Below are 16603 nucleotides of genomic sequence, written 5' to 3'. Positions count from 1 at the left end.
ACGCTGGACTCCGGCGAATTGGTCAAAATGAGTCTAGCAGTTTGCAGCGCGCATCAATGTGCGGGTTATCACAAACGCATAAGCGCGAAAATTGTCCGCAAAACGGCTGCCAACGGCCGTGCGGCAACCCGTTGCGGTCATGCGCCGGAGCGTTTCGCGCGCTTGCCACGCGTGAAACCGATTCTCAATCGCAATGAGTTGCCGTACCACGCCGAGGTTAGCAGGGCGCCCAGTGGTCGCCCGCCAAACTCCAGGCGCCGACGGTGCTCTCATGTTAGTGCCGGTGCGGGGCTGATGTGGCGGTTCGGGCGGCGGGCTTGGCACTGCTTTGCCGGGCGGATTCCGGCTTGACGCGACGGTGGTCCGGTATGGCGGGCAGAGGCGAGATTCATGCGTCGCCAGGCTGGTTAGCGCCGGCGTCGGCAGGTTCCGCGATCGGCGGGTATGCTGCTGATTTTCGTAAACAGGAGATCAGGCATGGCGGAAATCGCGGTGGTCGCAATTTCGGTGGCGAAACCGGGGCACGAGGAGTTGTTGCGCGAGGCGCTCGAAGGCATCGTCGGGCCGACGCGCAAGGAAGCGGGTGTGCTGCAGTACGACTTGCACCGCGATGTGCAGGAGCCTCGTCGGTTCGTGTTCGTCGAGCGATGGGAAAGCCAGGATGCGCTCGCGGTGCATGCGCAATCCGCGCATATCCAGGCGTATAAGAAAGCGGCCGCGGATTGGATCGAGCACGCGGAGATTCGCGTGGTGTCGAAGATCGCCTGAGTTCGGCGGGCGGGCGTCGGGGGGTGCGGACAACACGCTCGACAGGTGCGGCGGCACCGACGCCGCCGGCGCACCGTCAGCGATCAGTGGGTTGCTTGCGGGACATCGAGAATCAGGATGATGGTCCAGTCGGCGTCGCCGTCATGGTGATACTGACGCTCCGCGACGATGAACGGCTGCTGCTTGCCAGCCGGGCCGAGAAACAGCACGTCGCCTTCCATCGGCAGGCATTCGACGGGCGGCAGCGCGAGGTACGCTTCCTGACCGCCACGCGGCATCAGTTTTTCTATCTTGCGAGATGCTGCTTCGGTCCATTCGATATCAAGCTGGATGTTGCTCATGCTGTCCTCCGCACCAGGGTGCGCACGGGTTAGGGGATGCCGGCGGCTCGCCGGTCGGTGCGCGACTTTAGCATACTGAAAGCCGAGCGCAGGCGGCTTCGCCAAGCCGGTGTGCGTTCGGCGTGCCTCGGCCGCGGCGAGCGGATCAGGCAAATAAAAAAGCCGAAACTGGCGCTGCCAGCTTCGGCTTTTTCACCTTCACGGCGAGGCCGCTACGCCAGGTCCGTGAAGTCGCTCAGGTACCCGACGTGTCCGCACCCTTCTTCGGATGATGCGGAGCCATCTTGTGGTGCTTGGCCGGGGCGGCGGGTGCGCTTTCCATCGACTGCTCGCGGTTTTGCAAAGCTTGCGCGCGCTGCTCGACGTCGGCGGCCTTGGCCGGATCGGTGCTCGTCGTGATGCCCTGGTCCTGCGCGTAAGCTGCGCCAGCCGCGGCACACAGGGAAACCAGGATCGCCATGGACACTTTCTTCATCGTTACCTCCATAGAGTGGTGGTGGACCCGAGTATTGCCTGTCCAGTGGGAAAGACAATTCATTCTATCGAGCAAACTCCGCTCCAACCGATGGCTTTGTAACCGCGCTCGACATTTGTTACGTTTTGTAATGGCTTCCTTGACGTGCGATAGCGGGTCGGCCTTACATGGTGCGTCAGAACCAGCCGATCGCGCGATACAGGTGAAATTGCGCGAGGCCGATCAGTTCATGCAATGCGATCTCCGCGGCCACGAGATTGCCGAAGCGCGGCAGCACGCCGAGCCGGACGCGCCGCGCGCTCGAAATCTGCGGCTGCGGCTCCACGCCGAAGCGCTGAAAGTCGAGCAGCGCACGCGGCATGTGATACGCGGAAGTGACGAGTATCAACTTGTCGTAATGTGATTGGCCGACAATCACCGAAACGTTGCGCGCGTTCTCGTAGGTCGTGCGGCTGCTTTTCTCGAGCACGATGTCCGAGCGCGGCACCTGCTGACGCAGCAGATAGGGCAGGTAGGTGTCGGCTTCGGTCGCGCTGTGCCGCTGAGGATTGCCGCCGCTCACGATCACCTGGCAGATGATCGCCGTGCGCTTGCAGGCCGCATAGTTCTGCGCGCTGACTTCGATGCGCGAAAGCACGTCGCGCGGCGGCACCAGCACGTGGTCGTGGTCGTAGATCGTGCCGCCGCCGAGCAGGATGATCGCGGTGCGCGGCGCGAAGGTGGCGGCCTCGGCGCTCTGTCGTTGCGGCTGCGCCAGATCGAGCAGTGGCGCGGTCAGCCAGCCGGCCGCGAGCAACCAGAACAGCGCGATCATGCAGATCACGAGCGGCCGGCGCGCACGTTTCCATAGCACGATTGCTGCAAAAAAAAGCGCTAATAAAGTGAATAGAATCAATTTAAATGGGGTAACGTATGTCTTTCGGGACAAATCCACGGACCAGCCATCGCGCCGCCGCGGTTGCATCGTCGGTTCGGGGAGAGAACGCTAACATGCCGTTCTGACGGGGGTTCCGAAAACGAGACCAGGCAGCACCTGGCCGAAATCCGCTGTCAAACAGGCGGCGAGCTTCTGACCAGGAGCGGGTGCTACGCGCGTCGCCGGTGGCGCAGCGGCGCGTGGGCATGAATGTGTCATAGCTGCACTTTAAGAAAGAAGTGAGATGACCACGTATTCCAACGAAGCGGTACTTGAAGCGCTGCGGCGAGCGCAATATCGCCAGGTTCCTTGGGCCAGAAGGCCGGGTGTCTTCCAATATCTTCGCGCGCTGGGGCTGATGGACACCGTTCGTCAGCGAACCGTCGCACCGGCGCCGGGCTTTCATGCCCCCGTCGACATCGCCGTGCTCACCGAGCGCGGCAAAGCGGAGTTTGCGCGGCTCGAGCACGACGAGCGTCTGCTCACATGGACAGCGCAACGCATGAACGATTACGTTCTCGGCACGGCTGAAGCGCGGTCCGCGGCGACAGCCGAAGTCAGGTCTTAGCTCAAGGTTCATCGCTTATCTGAATCACTGTCCGCCCGGGCCTGTCACCCCCACGGCGGGCGGTCTCTACCGTGGGCCGGTCGCTGCACGCGTCCGCGGGCGACTCTCGGCTTCCCCTTCGACGAAGTGACGACGCGGCCCGCGCCGGCCGTTGCGCGCCTGTCATGTCATCAACGCCTCGGGGGCGAAAAAAAGCCCGTATCACGAAGATACGGGCATACCGGAATTACTACTGCCACGCTGTGCTAATGGCGTTGAGTCAGACTGGTGCCGCGCCCGGTGGTTCCCCGATCGTGCATACGCAATGCGAGAGACTCGCTGCCGCGTCGCACGACGCGCCATCCACGCGGCGACACACGACATCAACGCCGCCGCTGCTGCTCACGCGGCGCATCGGGCCGAGCCCGCACATTGCTGGCGATATCGCCGCGCAGATCGCCTCGCGGCGTCGGCGGCGTGAAGTCGCGATTGTGGGCCTCGCTTTGCTGCCACGCTTCCAGCGTAGCTTGACGGTCCGGGCGCCAATTCCACCCTTGCGGGCGTTGTTGGGCAAATGCCGGCGCGACCATCGATGAAATCACAATGCCGCACAACAGCACTGACATTGGTTTCATTCCGAAATCCCCCTCAACCTCGAGCCCGTCGACTCAAGGCCTGTTTGCATAAGTATTAAGGTATGCCGGGGGAAGAAAGGGTGCTGTAATTAATAGTAAATGGATGTTTCACCCGGAGCTGTCGGGTCGGTTCGAGTCTGAGGCAGCGTGCAACGAGCGGGGCGCTCGGCGTGCGGAAGGCGCGCCGAAAGCGGGCGCGCGCTAAACCGAGAAGGCAGCGTCTCGCGCCGCGACCGTCAAATGCCGGTGGGTCGTGGCGCGCACGCAATCGTGAATAAGGCGGCTGGAAAAAAACCGGGCGCCCGCAGGCGCCCGGTGACAACGTAGTTTCGCGTCAGGCCATCTTGACCGGCGCGCGCCACGACTCCGGATTCGTCCAGAACGCGCCGCGCATACGGTCGCGGCTCGGCGGTGCGGGCGGTTTCGCGGCCGTTGCGCCGATCCTGCCGCGCAGCGAGATTTCGCGGCCGCTGGTGCCAAGCCGCTTCACAATTTCAGCGAGCGTGCCATCGGCCTGCCACTCGTCGAAGCGCCGACGGCACGTCGGCGGGGACGGGTAACGGCCCGGCAGCTTAGACCAGCCTTCGCCCGTCGACAACACCCAAAGCACGGCGTTGACCACCGCCCGAGCTTCCACGCGCGGCCGACCGCGCCGTTCGCTGCGCGCCGGCTCGGCACAGAACAAAGCCTCGACCAGCGCCCACTCGTTATCTCTCAAATCGTCGAACAGCATCATGTTTCACCTCAGCGAAGCTAACTCCGGTGCGCTGCCCCGCGCCGCGCACTCTTCATACACTCGATAGGCGAGTGCCAAAAGGGGACGGGCTTGCCACGGATTGCCTTTTCAGTCGGAAATCATGGCGCCGACCCTGCGCGTCTCTTAACGCACGAAGTGTGCCAATTTGATATCGATTGCCTGAAAGCCCCGTGGCGGCGGGCCAACGCGGGCGCCAACCAGGGCCGTATATGAATCCAAAAAACCCATCTCGCAAATCAGGACAATCACCAATCTTGTGCAGATGGGCCCGGCCAGCGTGCGTTCGCGCCTTTTTGCTGCATTGCAGCGACCATTGTGAACGGCGCTGTGCATCATAGATTTAGCCGTACAATGCGCATTAAATTGCGCTATTGATGAGGTCGACAAATGAATGTGACGCTGCGACAACTCAGGGTTTTCATCGAGGTGGCGCGCTTGCAAAGCTTCAGTCGGGCTGGCGACGAAATCGGCCTCACGCAGTCGGCGGTCAGTCGCTGCGTGCGCGAGCTCGAAGGCGAGATCGGCCTGAAGCTAATCGATCGCACGACGCGCGAAGTGCAACTAACCGACGTCGGCGGCAACCTGGTGTCGAGCGTGTCGCGACTGCTGTCGGATCTCGACGACGCGTTGCGCGAGATCCGCGAAATCGGCGAGCAGCGCCGCGGACGCGTGGTGGTCGCGGCGAGTCCGACCGTCGCGTGCCGGCTGATGCCGCGCGTGGTCGCATCGTGCGGGCAGCAGTTTCCGTATGTGACCCTTGGCCTGCGCGACGACGTGCAAAGCGACGTGGTGCGCAAGGTGAAGTCGGGCGAGGTGGACTTCGGCGTGATCATCGGTCCGTTCTCCGACGACGATCTGCTCAGCGAGACGCTGATGACCGACTCGTTCTGCATCGTGTCGCGTGACGATCATCGGCTCGCCGCGCGCAAGCAGGTTACGTGGAAGGACCTCGACGGCGAGCAACTCGTGATGCTCGATTATGCGTCCGGCAGCCGCCCCCTCATCGACGCCGTGATGCAGGCGCAGGGCGTGAACGCCACGGTGGTGCAGGAACTCGGCCATTCGGCGACGGTGTTCGGGCTCGTCGAGGCAGGCGTCGGGATCAGCGTGCTGCCTTGGCTCGCGCTGCCGCTGCCGGCGGGGGCGTCGCTGGTCGCGCGTCCGCTAGTGCCGCGCGCGGAGCGCCGCGTCGAGCTGGTGCGGCGGCGCGACCGGTCGCTGTCGCCCGCGGCCGAGGCGGTGTGGAATCTGATCAGGCAGTTGCCGGGGCGGGCCGAGGAATTGAATTAACGGGCGGGGTCGCGTGCGGTCCATCCGACTGATGGGGGTGGCGCCAGGCGCGGCCCGCCGCCCGTCCTGCACCCGCCACGCGTTCCGCCACTGTCCGGCCACCCGGCGCGCTAAACTACCGCCTTCATCGCGCATGCCTTCACGGTTGCGCCCCGAGCCTCTCACCCCTCACCGTCCGGAAGCCTCGATGAGCGAATTGGACCTGCCCGTGCCCTCCATCCCGAATGCGCGCGACGCCGTGCGCGCGCTGCGCCCATCGCAAATCCGTGAAGTCGCGAATGCCGGTTTCGGTGTCGAAGACGTGCTGCCGTTCTGGTTCGGCGAGTCCGACCGCGTCACACCCGCGTTCGTCCGCGACGCCGCGAGCGCCGCGCTCGCCGCCGGCGCGACGTTTTACACGCACAACCTCGGCATCGCGCCGTTGCGCGCGGCACTCGCGGGCTACGTCAGCAAGCTGCATGGTGCGACGTCGCCGGAGCACATCGCGGTCACGAGCGCGGGCGTCAATGCGCTGATGCTCGCCGCGCAACTGGTGGTCGGCGCCGGCGACCGGGTCGTCGCGGTGACGCCGCTATGGCCGAATCTGGTCGAGATTCCGAAGATTCTCGGCGCGCATGTCGAAACTGTCGCTCTCGGCTACGGCGAGCGCGGCTGGGAGCTCGACGTCGGGCGATTGCTGGCCGCGCTGACGCCCGACACGAAGATGCTGATGATCAACTCGCCGAACAATCCGACCGGCTGGGTGATGAATCGCGACGACCAGCGCAGCGTGCTCGAACACTGCCGTCAGCACGGTATCTGGATCGTCGCGGACGAGGTCTACGAGCGGCTCTACTATCCCGGCGATGACGGCGCCGAGGCGGACGGCGCACGCACGGCGCCTTCGTTTCTCGACCTCGCGACGCGCGACGAACGCGTGATCTGCGTGAATTCGTTCTCGAAAGCCTGGCTGATGACCGGATGGCGGCTCGGCTGGATCGTCGCGCCGACCGCGTTGATGGATGACCTGGCAAAGCTGGTCGAGTACAACACGTCGTGCGCGCCGTCGTTCGTGCAGCAGGCGGGCATCGCGGCGCTCGAGCAGGGCGAGCACTTTACGCAGGAACTGGTGCGTGATCTGAGGCGGTCGCGTGATCATCTGGTGCGCGCGCTGTCGGCCACTCCCGGCGTCGATGTGAAGGCTCCGCTGGGCGCGATGTATCTGTTCTTCTCGATGCCAGGCTCGAGGCGCAGTCTCGACTTGTGCAAGGCGATGGTGCGCGAGGTCGGGCTCGGCGTTGCACCGGGCAGCGCGTTCGGGCCGCAAGGCGAGGGGTTCGTGCGCTGGTGCTATGCGTGCGATACGGCGCGGCTCGATGCCGGCGTCGAGCGCTTGACGCGGTTTCTGGCGCGCCGCGCCGGCGCGTGAGGACACACAGCTTCATGGGTCCGCCGCGCAGCGTCTTTGCGCGCCGCGAGCGGCGAAAGGCCGCGAATTTGGAAAGTCTTCTTGCTCGCGACTCGGCCCGGACGGGCGCGGGCGCACTGGTCGGCGCCGCAGCAGAAGATGCACGGCAGATCGCGGCTTTACGCCCCGATCGTTTTTGCGTAATATGGCGCTCAGTTCACGCGAATCCTTTCAGGAATATCGCCGCTCCGTCCGGCTGGGTCTGGCTCGATAAGTCTGTTCGCCACCCCCCCGGTGCGTGCTCCCATCAATATGACCGATCAGAATCGGGCGAGCGCGTCTTCAGTTCCACATCGTCTGTTTGATCCGGTTCTTTGACCACAGGGTCTGACCTAGCTGCATGAATACCCAAGAGGCGAAGATCGTCCTCGAGACTGCCTTGATCTGCGCGCAGGAGCCGTTAAAGCTCGGCGAATTGCGCAAGCTCTTTGCCGACGGCGTGTCGGCAGACACTGTTCGGACTTTGCTCGAAGACCTGAAGCGGGACTGGTCTGGGCGCGGTGTGGAGTTGGTCGGGCTGGCGTCGGGCTGGCGGTTTCAAAGCAAGCCCGCGATGCGTTCGTATCTGGATCGACTGCATCCGGAAAAGCCGCCGAAATATTCGCGCGCGGTGCTCGAAACGCTCGCGATCATTGCCTACCGGCAACCGGTGACACGGGGCGATATCGAAGAAATTCGCGGTGTGACGGTGAACACGCAGGTCGTCAAGCAGCTCGAGGATCGCGGCTGGATCGAGGTGATCGGTCATCGTGACGTGCCGGGCCGTCCAGCGCTGTATGCGACCACGCGTCAGTTCCTCGACGACCTTGGCCTAACGGCGCTCGACGAGTTGCCGCCGCTGGCCGACCCGTCCGCGCAACTGAACGCGGATCTGTTGGGTCAGCATGCGATCGAGTTTGCCGAGAGCGATGCGCAAAGTGTGCAGCGGCCGGATCAGGATGCAGGGCACGACCCGGCGGCTGACGCGGTCGAGCCGGCTTCGCGCGAAGCGACGCAGCACGCCGCGTCGGGACTTGCAGCAGCGCCGTCCGAGACGGTTGCCGAATCGACGTTCGAGACAGAGCCCCATGTGGAAGCGGCCGGGCAGGCCGGCACGACAAATGCGCCGAGTGCATCAGATCCGTCGAACGCGCCGCACGACACGCAACAACAGCCCGAACCGGCACCCACGGCAACGCAGACCAGCGTCGCCGGTTCGGCACAGAATCACGATCCGGTCACCCCGACCGATCCGGCAACACCCGCGCACGACTCGGGCGAAGCTCGCAATACGGAGCACGCCGCCGAGCCGAACCCGATCGATGCGGCGCACGACGATCCCGAGGATCGCCGCGATGCCGCACAGGACGCAGGTTTCCTGACCGACGACGAAACCGAGTCGCGCAGCGCCTGACGTAACCGAACTTTTTTGCCGCGCCCGCAACGGGCGCGCGCGACCTGACATTTTGAGGTTGTTTTGACACATACCCACGACACTGATTCGTCCGAATCCGAGCGCCCCGTGCCGTCGGCGCGGACCGACGAACGCACTACGCAAGCGTCGGCAGGCGAGGGCGAGCGCCCGGCTCACGGCGCGGAAGCAGAGGGCGAAGAGCGCCCCCGCCGCGGTCTGCGTCGCGGGCCGCGCAGCCTGATCGCGCGACGCCGCGCTGGCGCGAAGACGAAGGCAGCCGAGGGCACGCCCGCGCAAAGCGCGCCGGTCGTCGCCGAAACGCCGCCGGACGGCGAGGTCGTCGCCCAGGCGCGCGCACCGCGCAAGGACGCGGGCGCGAAACAAGGCGGACGTCGCAATGCCGGCGGCGGCGCGAAGCGCGAAGGCCAGCGCGAACGTCAGCCGCGCGAAGGTCAACGTGAGGGCCAGCGCCAGAATCGACGCGGCGCCGAGGTGGCCGCGGCTACGGAAACAGCTCAGGACGATCTGTTCTCGTACGTGACGTCGCCCGCATTCGATGCCGACAACACCACGACTGGCGGCGTACGCGCGCCGATGCTGCGCCGTGGCAAGGCAGCGGGCCCGAAGCGCGTGCTGTCGCCAGATGACGACGCGCCGAAGTTGCACAAGGTGCTCGCCGAGGCGGGCATGGGTTCGCGCCGCGACATGGAAGAGCTGATCATTGCCGGCCGGGTGTCGGTGAACGGCGAGCCGGCGCACATCGGCCAGCGCATCATGCCGACCGACCAGGTCCGCATCAACGGCAAGCCGGTCAAGCGCAAGCTCGCCAGCAAGCCGCCGCGCGTGCTGCTGTACCACAAACCGACCGGCGAAATCGTCAGCCACGCGGACCCGGAAGGCCGTCCATCAGTGTTCGACAAGCTGCCGCCGATGAAAACCGCCAAGTGGGTCGCGGTCGGCCGTCTCGACTTCAACACCGAAGGTCTGCTGATGCTGACCACCTCGGGCGATCTCGCAAACCGCTTCATGCACCCGCGTTATAGCGTCGAGCGCGAATATGCGGTGCGTGTCGTCGGCGAGCTGGCCGAGGGTATGCGTCAAAAACTGCTGCACGGCGTCGAACTCGAGGATGGTCCGGCGAACTTCCTGCGCATCCGCGACGGCGGCGGCGAAGGCACTAATCACTGGTACCACGTCGCGCTCGCCGAAGGGCGGAATCGCGAAGTACGCCGCATGTTCGAAGCGGCCGGCCTGATGGTTAGCCGGCTGATCCGCACGCGCCACGGCCCGATCTCGCTGCCGCGTGGTTTGAAGCGCGGCCGCTGGGAAGAACTCGAGGACAATCAGGTGCGCGCGTTGATGGCCTCCGTCGGCCTGAAGGCTCCGACCGAAGAGCGCGGCAGCCGCAATGCGGCGCCGGAGCGTCGTCAGCCGGATCCGATGCAGACGTCGATGGGCTTCATCAACCGCGAGCCGGTGCTGATGTCGCATAGCCGCTTCGAGCAGCAGCCGCGCGGACAGGGCCGCCGTGGCGCAGCGGGCGGCGGCTTCGGCGCGGGCATGGGGGGCGGCGCTGGTTTTGGTGCCGGCGCAGGCAATCGTGCCCCCGGAGGACAGCGTGGCCGCGACGTCGACGGCAATCGCGCGCCGTCGCCCAACGGCAACCGTGCGCGCACTGGCGGTAAGCGAGCCGGCGCGGCCGGCAACAGCGGTGGGAATCGTGGGCCGGGTGGCAATCGTGGCGGCAACACAAACCGTGCCGGCGGCAACGCGGGTTCTGGCGGCGCCAATCGTGGCAGTGGCACGGCGCGCGGTCGCTCGCGCGGCCGCTAAGCGGGGCGCTGTACCGCGTTTGAGGGGCAGGCGTTGAGCGGCCATCCCCTTTGATGCAAATTCGTACGACCTGCAAGGCTACGGCCGCTTCAGACGGCTCGTTCAGCAATCGCGACGCACAGAAATGCCGAGCGATTGCCGGACGAGCCGTTTTTCGTTTTGGCGATTTTATGCCGCCTCTTCTTTGCAGCGTTCGAGCGTGGTTTCTGACGTGTCAAAACGCGTGCGAAACAGCACCGCATGGCAAAAGGACGATTCGCCGCAAAGTGTCGACGTAGCCCGTCCGGCTTCCTTTCCACACGGCTCGCGCGACCTTGCAAAACCCCGGATTTGCCGCCACATTGTCGAAAGATTCCTATCAAATCAAGCGGAAATGCGCATCGCCCGTCGTTCTGCGGATTGCCTTTGGACCGAAAAATGGCTACAATCGCGAAGTCGCTGGGCGTACGGTTTCATGTGCGGCTCAGGTGCGACCACCGGCAATAAGATGATGGGCGTTCAGCCCATTTTTTTTTGCCGCTCAGTTCATCGTGGTTCGGCATCTCGGGTTCGCACCAACGTGCGCCGGCTTGGCGCGCGGCCCGCATTGGTTGTTTGCAGAAGAGGCGAGGCTCGCTGCGCGAACATCTAAGAGGGCACTGTGCAACTGACGGAACTGATTGAAACCACGGTCGTGGGACTCGGCTACGAGCTCGTCGATCTCGAGCGCACCGGGCGCGGCATGTTGTGTATCTACATCGACCAGCCGGCCGGCATCGCAATCGAAGACTGCGAGAAAGTCACGCGTCAGCTCCAGCACGTTCTGACGGTCGAAAATATCGATTACGAGCGGCTCGAAGTATCGTCGCCCGGTCTCGACCGCCCGCTGAAAAAACTGGCGGACTTTGAACGTTTCGCGGGCAGCGAAGCGGTTATCACACTGAAAAAGCCATTAGACGGTCGGAAATCGTACCGGGGTATTTTGCATGCTCCGCAGGGCGAGACGATCGGTCTGGAATTTGAAGGAAAAGAAGGCGCCGCGATGCTCGATTTCACGCTCGCGGACATGGACAAGGCGCGCCTTGTTCCGAAAGTTGACTTTAGGAGCCGCAAACAATGAGTCGCGAAGTGTTGATGCTGGTGGATGCGCTGGCACGCGAGAAGAATGTCGACAAGGACGTGGTATTTGCCGCGCTCGAAGCGGCTCTCGCTTCGGCCTCCAAGAAACTCTTCGAAGAAGATGCGGATATCCGCGTCCACATCGACCGTGAAAGCGGCGAGCACGAAACGTTTCGCCGCTGGAAGGTGGTGCCGGACGAAGCCGGTCTGCAGGAGCCGGATCAGGAAATCCTGCTGTTCGAGGCGCGCGAGCAGCAGCCCAACATCCAGCTCGACGAGTTCATCGAGGAGCCGGTGCCGTCGATCGAATTTGGCCGCATCGGCGCGCAGGCCGCCAAGCAGGTGATCCTGCAGAAGGTGCGCGATGCCGAGCGCGAGCAGATCCTGAACGACTTCCTCGAGCGCGGCGAACACATCATGACCGGCTCGGTGAAGCGCCTCGACAAAGGTAACTTCATCGTCGAATCGGGTCGGGTCGAAGCGCTGCTGCGTCGTGACCAGCTGATCCCGAAGGAAAACCTTCGCGTCGGCGACCGCGTGCGCGCGTATATCGCCAAGGTAGACCGCACCGCGCGTGGTCCGCAGATCGAGCTGTCGCGTACGGCGCCGGAATTCCTGATGAAGCTGTTCGAGATGGAAGTGCCGGAAATCGAGCAGGGCCTGCTCGAGATCAAGGCGGCCGCTCGCGATCCGGGCGTGCGTGCGAAGATCGGTGTAGTCGCTTATGACAAGCGCATCGATCCGATTGGCACCTGTGTCGGAATTCGCGGCTCGCGCGTGCAGGCCGTACGCAACGAGCTCGGTGGCGAAAACGTCGACATCGTGCTATGGTCGGAAGACCCCGCCCAGTTCGTGATCGGCGCGCTCGCGCCGGCAGCCGTGCAGTCGATCGTCGTCGATGAAGAAAAGCATTCGATGGACGTCGTCGTCGACGAGAACGAACTCGCGGTCGCGATCGGCCGCAGCGGCCAGAACGTGCGACTTGCCAGCGAGCTCACCGGCTGGCAGATCAACATCATGACGCCGGACGAATCTGCGCAGAAGCAGAATCAGGAGCGCGGCGTCCTGCGTGACCTGTTCATGGCGCGTCTCGATGTCGACGAGGAAGTCGCCGACATCCTGATCGACGAAGGCTTCACGAGCCTCGAAGAGATCGCTTACGTGCCGCTCAACGAAATGCTCGAAATCGAGGCATTCGACGAAGACACCGTTCACGAACTGCGCAACCGCTCGCGCGACGCGCTGTTGACGATGGCGATCGCGAACGAAGAAAAGGTCGAGAATGTGGCGCTCGACCTGAAGAGCCTGGACGGCATGGATGCCGACCTGCTCGCGAAACTGGCCGAACATCAAATCCAGACGCGCGACGAACTCGCCGAGCTGGCCGTGGATGAACTGGTCGAGATGACTGGGATGGGAGAGGATGCCGCTAAGGCGTTGATCATGAAAGCACGTGAACACTGGTTCCAGTGAGAAATGACCATGGCGCACTGAATTGAACGCGGCCGCGAGGCCGCATGACCCGATGCTAACCGCAAGGAATCGGTCCTTGCATTAAGAGGAATGAATGGCGAGTAACAACGTAGCCCAATTTGCCGCGGAACTGAAAATGCCTGCTGGCGTGCTGCTCGAGCAGCTGCAGGCAGCGGGCGTCCAGAAAGCAAGCGAAGACGACAACCTGTCCGAGGCGGACAAGGCGCGTCTGCTCGATCACTTGCGCAAGTCGCATGGCTCGAACGATGCCGACAAGCGCAAGATCACGCTGACGCGCCGGCATACGTCGGAGATCAAGCAGTCCGATGCGACGGGCAAAGCTCGCACCATTCAGGTCGAGGTGCGCAAGAAGCGCACGTTCGTCCGCCGCGACGAGACCGTCGCGGAAGGCGGGGATGCATCGAATCATGTGGCCGAAAACGCGGACGTCGAAGATCTCGAACTGCAGCGTCGTGAGGAAGAAGCACGTCACGAAGCCGAGCTGCTCGAAAAGCAGGCGCAGGAGCTGAAGGCGCGTCAGGAACAGCTCGAGCGCGAAGAGGCCGAGCGTCAGGCGCGCGAGCAGGCTGCGGAAGCCGAGCGCCAGCGCGCGGAAGAAGAAGCGAAGAAGCGCGCAGCGGCTGCGGCCGAGGCGGCGGCTCGCGAGAAGGCTCAGCAGGCGGCCGCGCAAGCGGCTGCGCCGGTTGCCGCCAAGGCAAGCGAGCAGGACGACGAACGCGCGGCAGCGGAACGCGCCGCGCAGCGCGAAGCTGCGAAGAAAGCGGAAGACGCTGCGCGCGTGGCTGCCGAAAAGGCGCGCGCCGAACAGGAAGAAATCGCCAAGCGCCGTGCGGCGGCCGAAGCCGAAGCGCGCGCGATTCGCGAAATGATGAATACGCCGCGCAAGGCGCAGGTGAAGGCGCCGGAACCGGCACCGAAGCCCGTTGAGCCGGCCAAGGCGGCCGAAGCCAAGGGTACGCTGCACAAGCCGGCGCGTCCGGCTGGCGAAGCACCGGCTCGCCCGGCAGCGAGGAAGCCGGCAGCGGCGGCTCCCGCACCCGCAAGCGCACCGTCCGCGGGCGACAAGAAGAAGCCGGGCGCCGGCGGCAAGGGCGGCGGCAACTGGCAGGACGACGCAGCGAAGCGCCGCGGCATCAAGACGCGCGGCGATTCGAGCGGCGGCGTCGATCGCGGCTGGCGCGGCGGTCCGAAGGGTCGTGGCAAGCATCAGGAGCAGACCACCACGTTCCAGGCGCCGACCGAACCGATCGTGCGTGAAGTGCACGTGCCGGAAACCATCACGGTGGCGGATCTCGCGCACAAGATGGCGGTGAAGGCTTCGGAAGTCATCAAGGTGATGATGAAGCTCGGCCAGATGGTCACGATCAACCAGATGCTGGACCAGGAAACGGCGATGATCATCGTCGAGGAACTGGGTCACCGTGCGCTCGCAGCGAAGCTGGACGATCCGGAAGCCATGCTGGTCGAAGGCGAAGCGAGCGACGCCGAAGCGCTGCCGCGTCCGCCGGTCGTTACCGTGATGGGTCACGTCGACCACGGCAAGACCTCGCTGCTCGACTACATCCGCCGCGCGAAGGTTGCGGCAGGCGAAGCGGGCGGTATTACGCAGCACATCGGCGCTTACCATGTCGAAACGCCGCGCGGCGTGATCACGTTCCTCGACACGCCGGGTCACGAAGCCTTTACGGCAATGCGTGCCCGCGGTGCGAAGGCAACCGACATCGTGATTCTGGTAGTGGCCGCCGACGACGGTGTGATGCCGCAGACGAAGGAAGCGATTTCCCACGCAAAGGCTGGCGGCGTGCCGCTCGTCGTCGCAATCAACAAGATCGACAAGCCGGAAGCGAATCCGGAGCGCGTGAAGCAGGAACTCGTCACGGAAGGCGTCGTGCCGGAAGAGTACGGCGGCGACTCGCCGTTCGTGCCGGTGTCGGCGAAGACCGGCGCGGGCATCGACGATCTGCTCGAGAACGTGCTGCTGCAGGCCGAAGTGCTGGAGTTGAAGGCACCGGTCGAATCGCCGGCCAAGGGTCTCGTCATCGAAGCGAAGCTCGACAAGGGTAAGGGTCCGGTGGCAACGATCCTCGTGCAGTCGGGTACGCTGAACCGCGGCGACGTCGTACTGGCAGGCAGCGCCTACGGTCGCGTGCGGGCCATGCTCGACGAAACCGGCAAGCCGACCAAGTCCGCTGGTCCGTCGATCCCGGTCGAAATTCAGGGTCTGTCGGAAGTGCCGCAGGCTGGCGAAGAAGTGATCGTGATGCCGGACGACCGCAAGGCGCGTGAAGTTGCGCTGTTCCGTCAGGGCAAGTTCCGCGACGTGAAGCTCGCGAAGCAGCAGGCCGCGAAGCTCGAGACCATGCTCGAGCAGATGGGCGAAGGCGAAGTGCAGTACATGCCGCTCATCGTCAAGGCCGACGTGCAAGGTTCGCAGGAAGCGCTGGTGCAGTCGCTGCAGAAGCTCTCCACCGACGAAGTGCGCGTGCAGATCGTGCACGGTGCGGTGGGCGGCATCAGCGAGTCGGACGTCAACCTCGCGACGGCGTCGAAGGCGGTCATCATCGGCTTCAACACCCGCGCAGATGCGCAGGCTCGCAAGCTGGCGGAAGCCAATGGCGTCGATATCCGCTACTACAACATCATCTACGACGCCGTGGATGACGTGAAGGCGGCGATGTCGGGCATGCTGGCGCCGGAGAAGCGCGAAGTCGTGACGGGCACGGTCGAAGTGCGCCAGGTCTTCAAGGTGCCGAAGGTCGGCACGGTCGCCGGTTGTATGGTCACGGACGGGTTCGTCAAGCGCTCGTCGTCGGTGCGCGTGCTGCGCAACAACGTCGTCATCTTCACGGGCGAGCTCGATTCGCTCAAGCGCTTCAAGGACGATGTGAAGGAAGTCCGTCAGGGCTTCGAGTGCGGTATGTCGATCAAGAACTTCAACGATATCGTCGAAGGCGATCAGTTCGAAGTCTTCGAGGTCACCGAAGTCGCGCGTACGCTGTAATCCACGCGGCACGGCACAACGGGCGGAACGGGCTTGACGCCCGCTCCGCCCGTTGTTTTTGAGCCCGTTGCGTCGAATTTGTCGCTGGCTTCGTTGCCGCGTTCGTCGCCAATGGACTCTCACCGGCCGAGGCGATCGCGACGCCGTCGTATCGAACGGATAACGAACACGGGTCCCGCGAACCAATTTTTGCATCCGTCATAGCGGAGCACTTAACACCATGCCTAAGAAACGTACTACTCCCAATCGCAACGTGCAGATCGCCGATCAAATCCAACGCGACCTGGCCGAGCTGCTGCGCGAGGTCAAGGATCCGCGCATCGGCATCGTCACGTTTCAGAGCGTCGAGCTGACACCCGACTACGCGCACGCGAAGGTCTACTTCACGACGCTGACGGGCGACCCGCAGCAGACGCTCGAAGCGCTGACGCACGCGGCCGGCCATCTGCGCAACCTGCTGTTCAAGCGCCTGCATATCCATACGGTGCCGACGCTGCATTTCCACTACGACAAGACGATCGAGCGCGCCGTCGAGATGTCGCGCCTGATCGACGAGGCAAATTCCACGCGTGCGAAAGACGACTGAGTGACTGCCATGCCGTGGCGTT

General features: G+C 64.2%; 15 protein-coding genes. 10 read left to right on the top strand and 5 right to left on the bottom strand.

The genetic code is table 11. The annotated features are described in order from the left end of the window. Window positions 1–477: 477 nt before the first annotated feature. Entirely contained in the window at window positions 478–768 is a 291-nt protein-coding gene (locus GCT19_RS12905) for a putative quinol monooxygenase (RefSeq protein WP_152852158.1), read from the top strand. An 83-nt stretch (window positions 769–851) separates the two neighbouring features. Here the strand turns inward: GCT19_RS12905 and GCT19_RS42725 are convergent, their stop codons facing one another. The 3 genes from GCT19_RS42725 to GCT19_RS12890 all read right to left on the bottom strand — a co-directional run bounded on the left by GCT19_RS42725 (window position 852) and on the right by GCT19_RS12890 (window position 2479). Beyond that, window positions 852–1109, bottom strand: a complete 258-nt coding sequence (locus tag GCT19_RS42725; protein WP_008923870.1) for a hypothetical protein — start codon at window positions 1107–1109, stop codon at window positions 852–854. A gap of 235 nt (window positions 1110–1344) precedes the next feature. Beyond that, the gene (locus tag GCT19_RS12895; protein ID WP_018432260.1) at window positions 1345–1584 is read right to left on the bottom strand and encodes a hypothetical protein; all 240 of its coding nucleotides are present in this window, start codon (window positions 1582–1584) and stop codon (window positions 1345–1347) included. 175 nt (window positions 1585–1759) lie between these two features. Continuing rightward, complete coding sequence (locus GCT19_RS12890; protein WP_375791971.1) at window positions 1760–2479, bottom strand: YdcF family protein; 720 nt, start codon at window positions 2477–2479, stop codon at window positions 1760–1762. Between the two features lie 265 nt (window positions 2480–2744). On the opposite strand from GCT19_RS12890, the gene GCT19_RS12885 reads away from it, so the two are divergent. Further along, complete coding sequence (locus tag GCT19_RS12885; protein WP_152852156.1) at window positions 2745–3068, top strand: hypothetical protein; 324 nt, start codon at window positions 2745–2747, stop codon at window positions 3066–3068. Between the two features lie 362 nt (window positions 3069–3430). Here the strand turns inward: GCT19_RS12885 and GCT19_RS12880 are convergent, their stop codons facing one another. Together GCT19_RS12880 and GCT19_RS12875 are read right to left on the bottom strand one after the other, a co-directional pair. Continuing rightward, window positions 3431–3682: a hypothetical protein gene (locus GCT19_RS12880; protein WP_013089146.1), complete on the bottom strand. Its 252-nt coding sequence runs from the start codon at window positions 3680–3682 to the stop codon at window positions 3431–3433. A 334-nt stretch (window positions 3683–4016) separates the two neighbouring features. Continuing rightward, window positions 4017–4418: a transposase gene (locus GCT19_RS12875; RefSeq protein WP_013089147.1), complete on the bottom strand. Its 402-nt coding sequence runs from the start codon at window positions 4416–4418 to the stop codon at window positions 4017–4019. Between the two features lie 408 nt (window positions 4419–4826). Here GCT19_RS12875 and GCT19_RS12870 point away from each other — a divergent pair, with 408 nt between their 5' ends. The 8 genes from GCT19_RS12870 (at window position 4827) to rbfA (ending at window position 16581) form a co-directional block, all read left to right on the top strand. Beyond that, a complete protein-coding gene (locus GCT19_RS12870) occupies window positions 4827–5729 on the top strand; it encodes a LysR family transcriptional regulator (protein ID WP_013089149.1) in 903 nt (300 codons plus the stop codon). A 187-nt stretch (window positions 5730–5916) separates the two neighbouring features. Beyond that, window positions 5917–7137: a pyridoxal phosphate-dependent aminotransferase gene (locus GCT19_RS12865; protein WP_152852155.1), complete on the top strand. Its 1221-nt coding sequence runs from the start codon at window positions 5917–5919 to the stop codon at window positions 7135–7137. A 379-nt stretch (window positions 7138–7516) separates the two neighbouring features. Further along, on the top strand, window positions 7517–8569 hold the full coding sequence (scpB, locus tag GCT19_RS12860) for an SMC-Scp complex subunit ScpB (protein ID WP_018432255.1): 1053 nt from the start codon (window positions 7517–7519) through the stop codon (window positions 8567–8569). A gap of 63 nt (window positions 8570–8632) precedes the next feature. Then, window positions 8633–10402: a 23S rRNA pseudouridine(2605) synthase RluB gene (rluB, locus tag GCT19_RS12855; protein WP_152852154.1), complete on the top strand. Its 1770-nt coding sequence runs from the start codon at window positions 8633–8635 to the stop codon at window positions 10400–10402. A 640-nt stretch (window positions 10403–11042) separates the two neighbouring features. Further along, complete coding sequence (gene rimP, locus GCT19_RS12850) at window positions 11043–11501, top strand: ribosome maturation factor RimP (RefSeq protein ID WP_006052964.1); 459 nt, start codon at window positions 11043–11045, stop codon at window positions 11499–11501. Continuing rightward, the gene (gene nusA, locus GCT19_RS12845) at window positions 11498–12973 is read left to right on the top strand and encodes a transcription termination factor NusA (protein WP_018432253.1); all 1476 of its coding nucleotides are present in this window, start codon (window positions 11498–11500) and stop codon (window positions 12971–12973) included. The genes rimP and nusA overlap by 4 nt, the downstream gene beginning before the upstream one ends. 94 nt (window positions 12974–13067) lie before the next feature. Next, entirely contained in the window at window positions 13068–15995 is a 2928-nt protein-coding gene (gene infB / locus GCT19_RS12840) for a translation initiation factor IF-2 (RefSeq protein ID WP_152852153.1), read from the top strand. Between the two features lie 220 nt (window positions 15996–16215). Then, window positions 16216–16581 carry a 30S ribosome-binding factor RbfA gene (rbfA, locus tag GCT19_RS12835; protein ID WP_008922231.1) on the top strand — a complete coding sequence of 122 codons (366 nt, stop codon included), beginning with the start codon at window positions 16216–16218 and terminating at the stop codon, window positions 16579–16581. The last annotated feature ends 22 nt before the right edge of the window (window positions 16582–16603 follow it).

This window comes from Paraburkholderia atlantica (genome assembly GCF_009362785.1).
GTDB lineage: Bacteria > Pseudomonadota > Gammaproteobacteria > Burkholderiales > Burkholderiaceae > Paraburkholderia > Paraburkholderia atlantica.
Note: the sequence above shows the minus strand (reverse complement) of the source record. Positions and strands in the feature narration are given on the sequence as shown.

Excerpts from the sequence above, each read along its gene's own strand:
- GCT19_RS12870 (WP_013089149.1), top strand. The coding sequence starts at position 4,827 with ATGAATGTGACGCTGCGACAACTCAGGGTTTTCATCGAGGTGGCGCGC.
- GCT19_RS12880 (WP_013089146.1), bottom strand. The coding sequence starts at position 3,682 with ATGAAACCAATGTCAGTGCTGTTGTGCGGCATTGTGATTTCATCGATG.
- GCT19_RS42725 (WP_008923870.1), bottom strand. The coding sequence starts at position 1,109 with ATGAGCAACATCCAGCTTGATATCGAATGGACCGAAGCAGCATCTCGC.
- scpB (WP_018432255.1), top strand. The coding sequence starts at position 7,517 with ATGAATACCCAAGAGGCGAAGATCGTCCTCGAGACTGCCTTGATCTGC.
- GCT19_RS12875 (WP_013089147.1), bottom strand. The coding sequence starts at position 4,418 with ATGATGCTGTTCGACGATTTGAGAGATAACGAGTGGGCGCTGGTCGAG.
- GCT19_RS12895 (WP_018432260.1), bottom strand. The coding sequence starts at position 1,584 with ATGAAGAAAGTGTCCATGGCGATCCTGGTTTCCCTGTGTGCCGCGGCT.
- GCT19_RS12905 (WP_152852158.1), top strand. The coding sequence starts at position 478 with ATGGCGGAAATCGCGGTGGTCGCAATTTCGGTGGCGAAACCGGGGCAC.
- nusA (WP_018432253.1), top strand. The coding sequence starts at position 11,498 with ATGAGTCGCGAAGTGTTGATGCTGGTGGATGCGCTGGCACGCGAGAAG.
- infB (WP_152852153.1), top strand. The coding sequence starts at position 13,068 with ATGGCGAGTAACAACGTAGCCCAATTTGCCGCGGAACTGAAAATGCCT.
- rbfA (WP_008922231.1), top strand. The coding sequence starts at position 16,216 with ATGCCTAAGAAACGTACTACTCCCAATCGCAACGTGCAGATCGCCGAT.
- GCT19_RS12865 (WP_152852155.1), top strand. The coding sequence starts at position 5,917 with ATGAGCGAATTGGACCTGCCCGTGCCCTCCATCCCGAATGCGCGCGAC.
- GCT19_RS12885 (WP_152852156.1), top strand. The coding sequence starts at position 2,745 with ATGACCACGTATTCCAACGAAGCGGTACTTGAAGCGCTGCGGCGAGCG.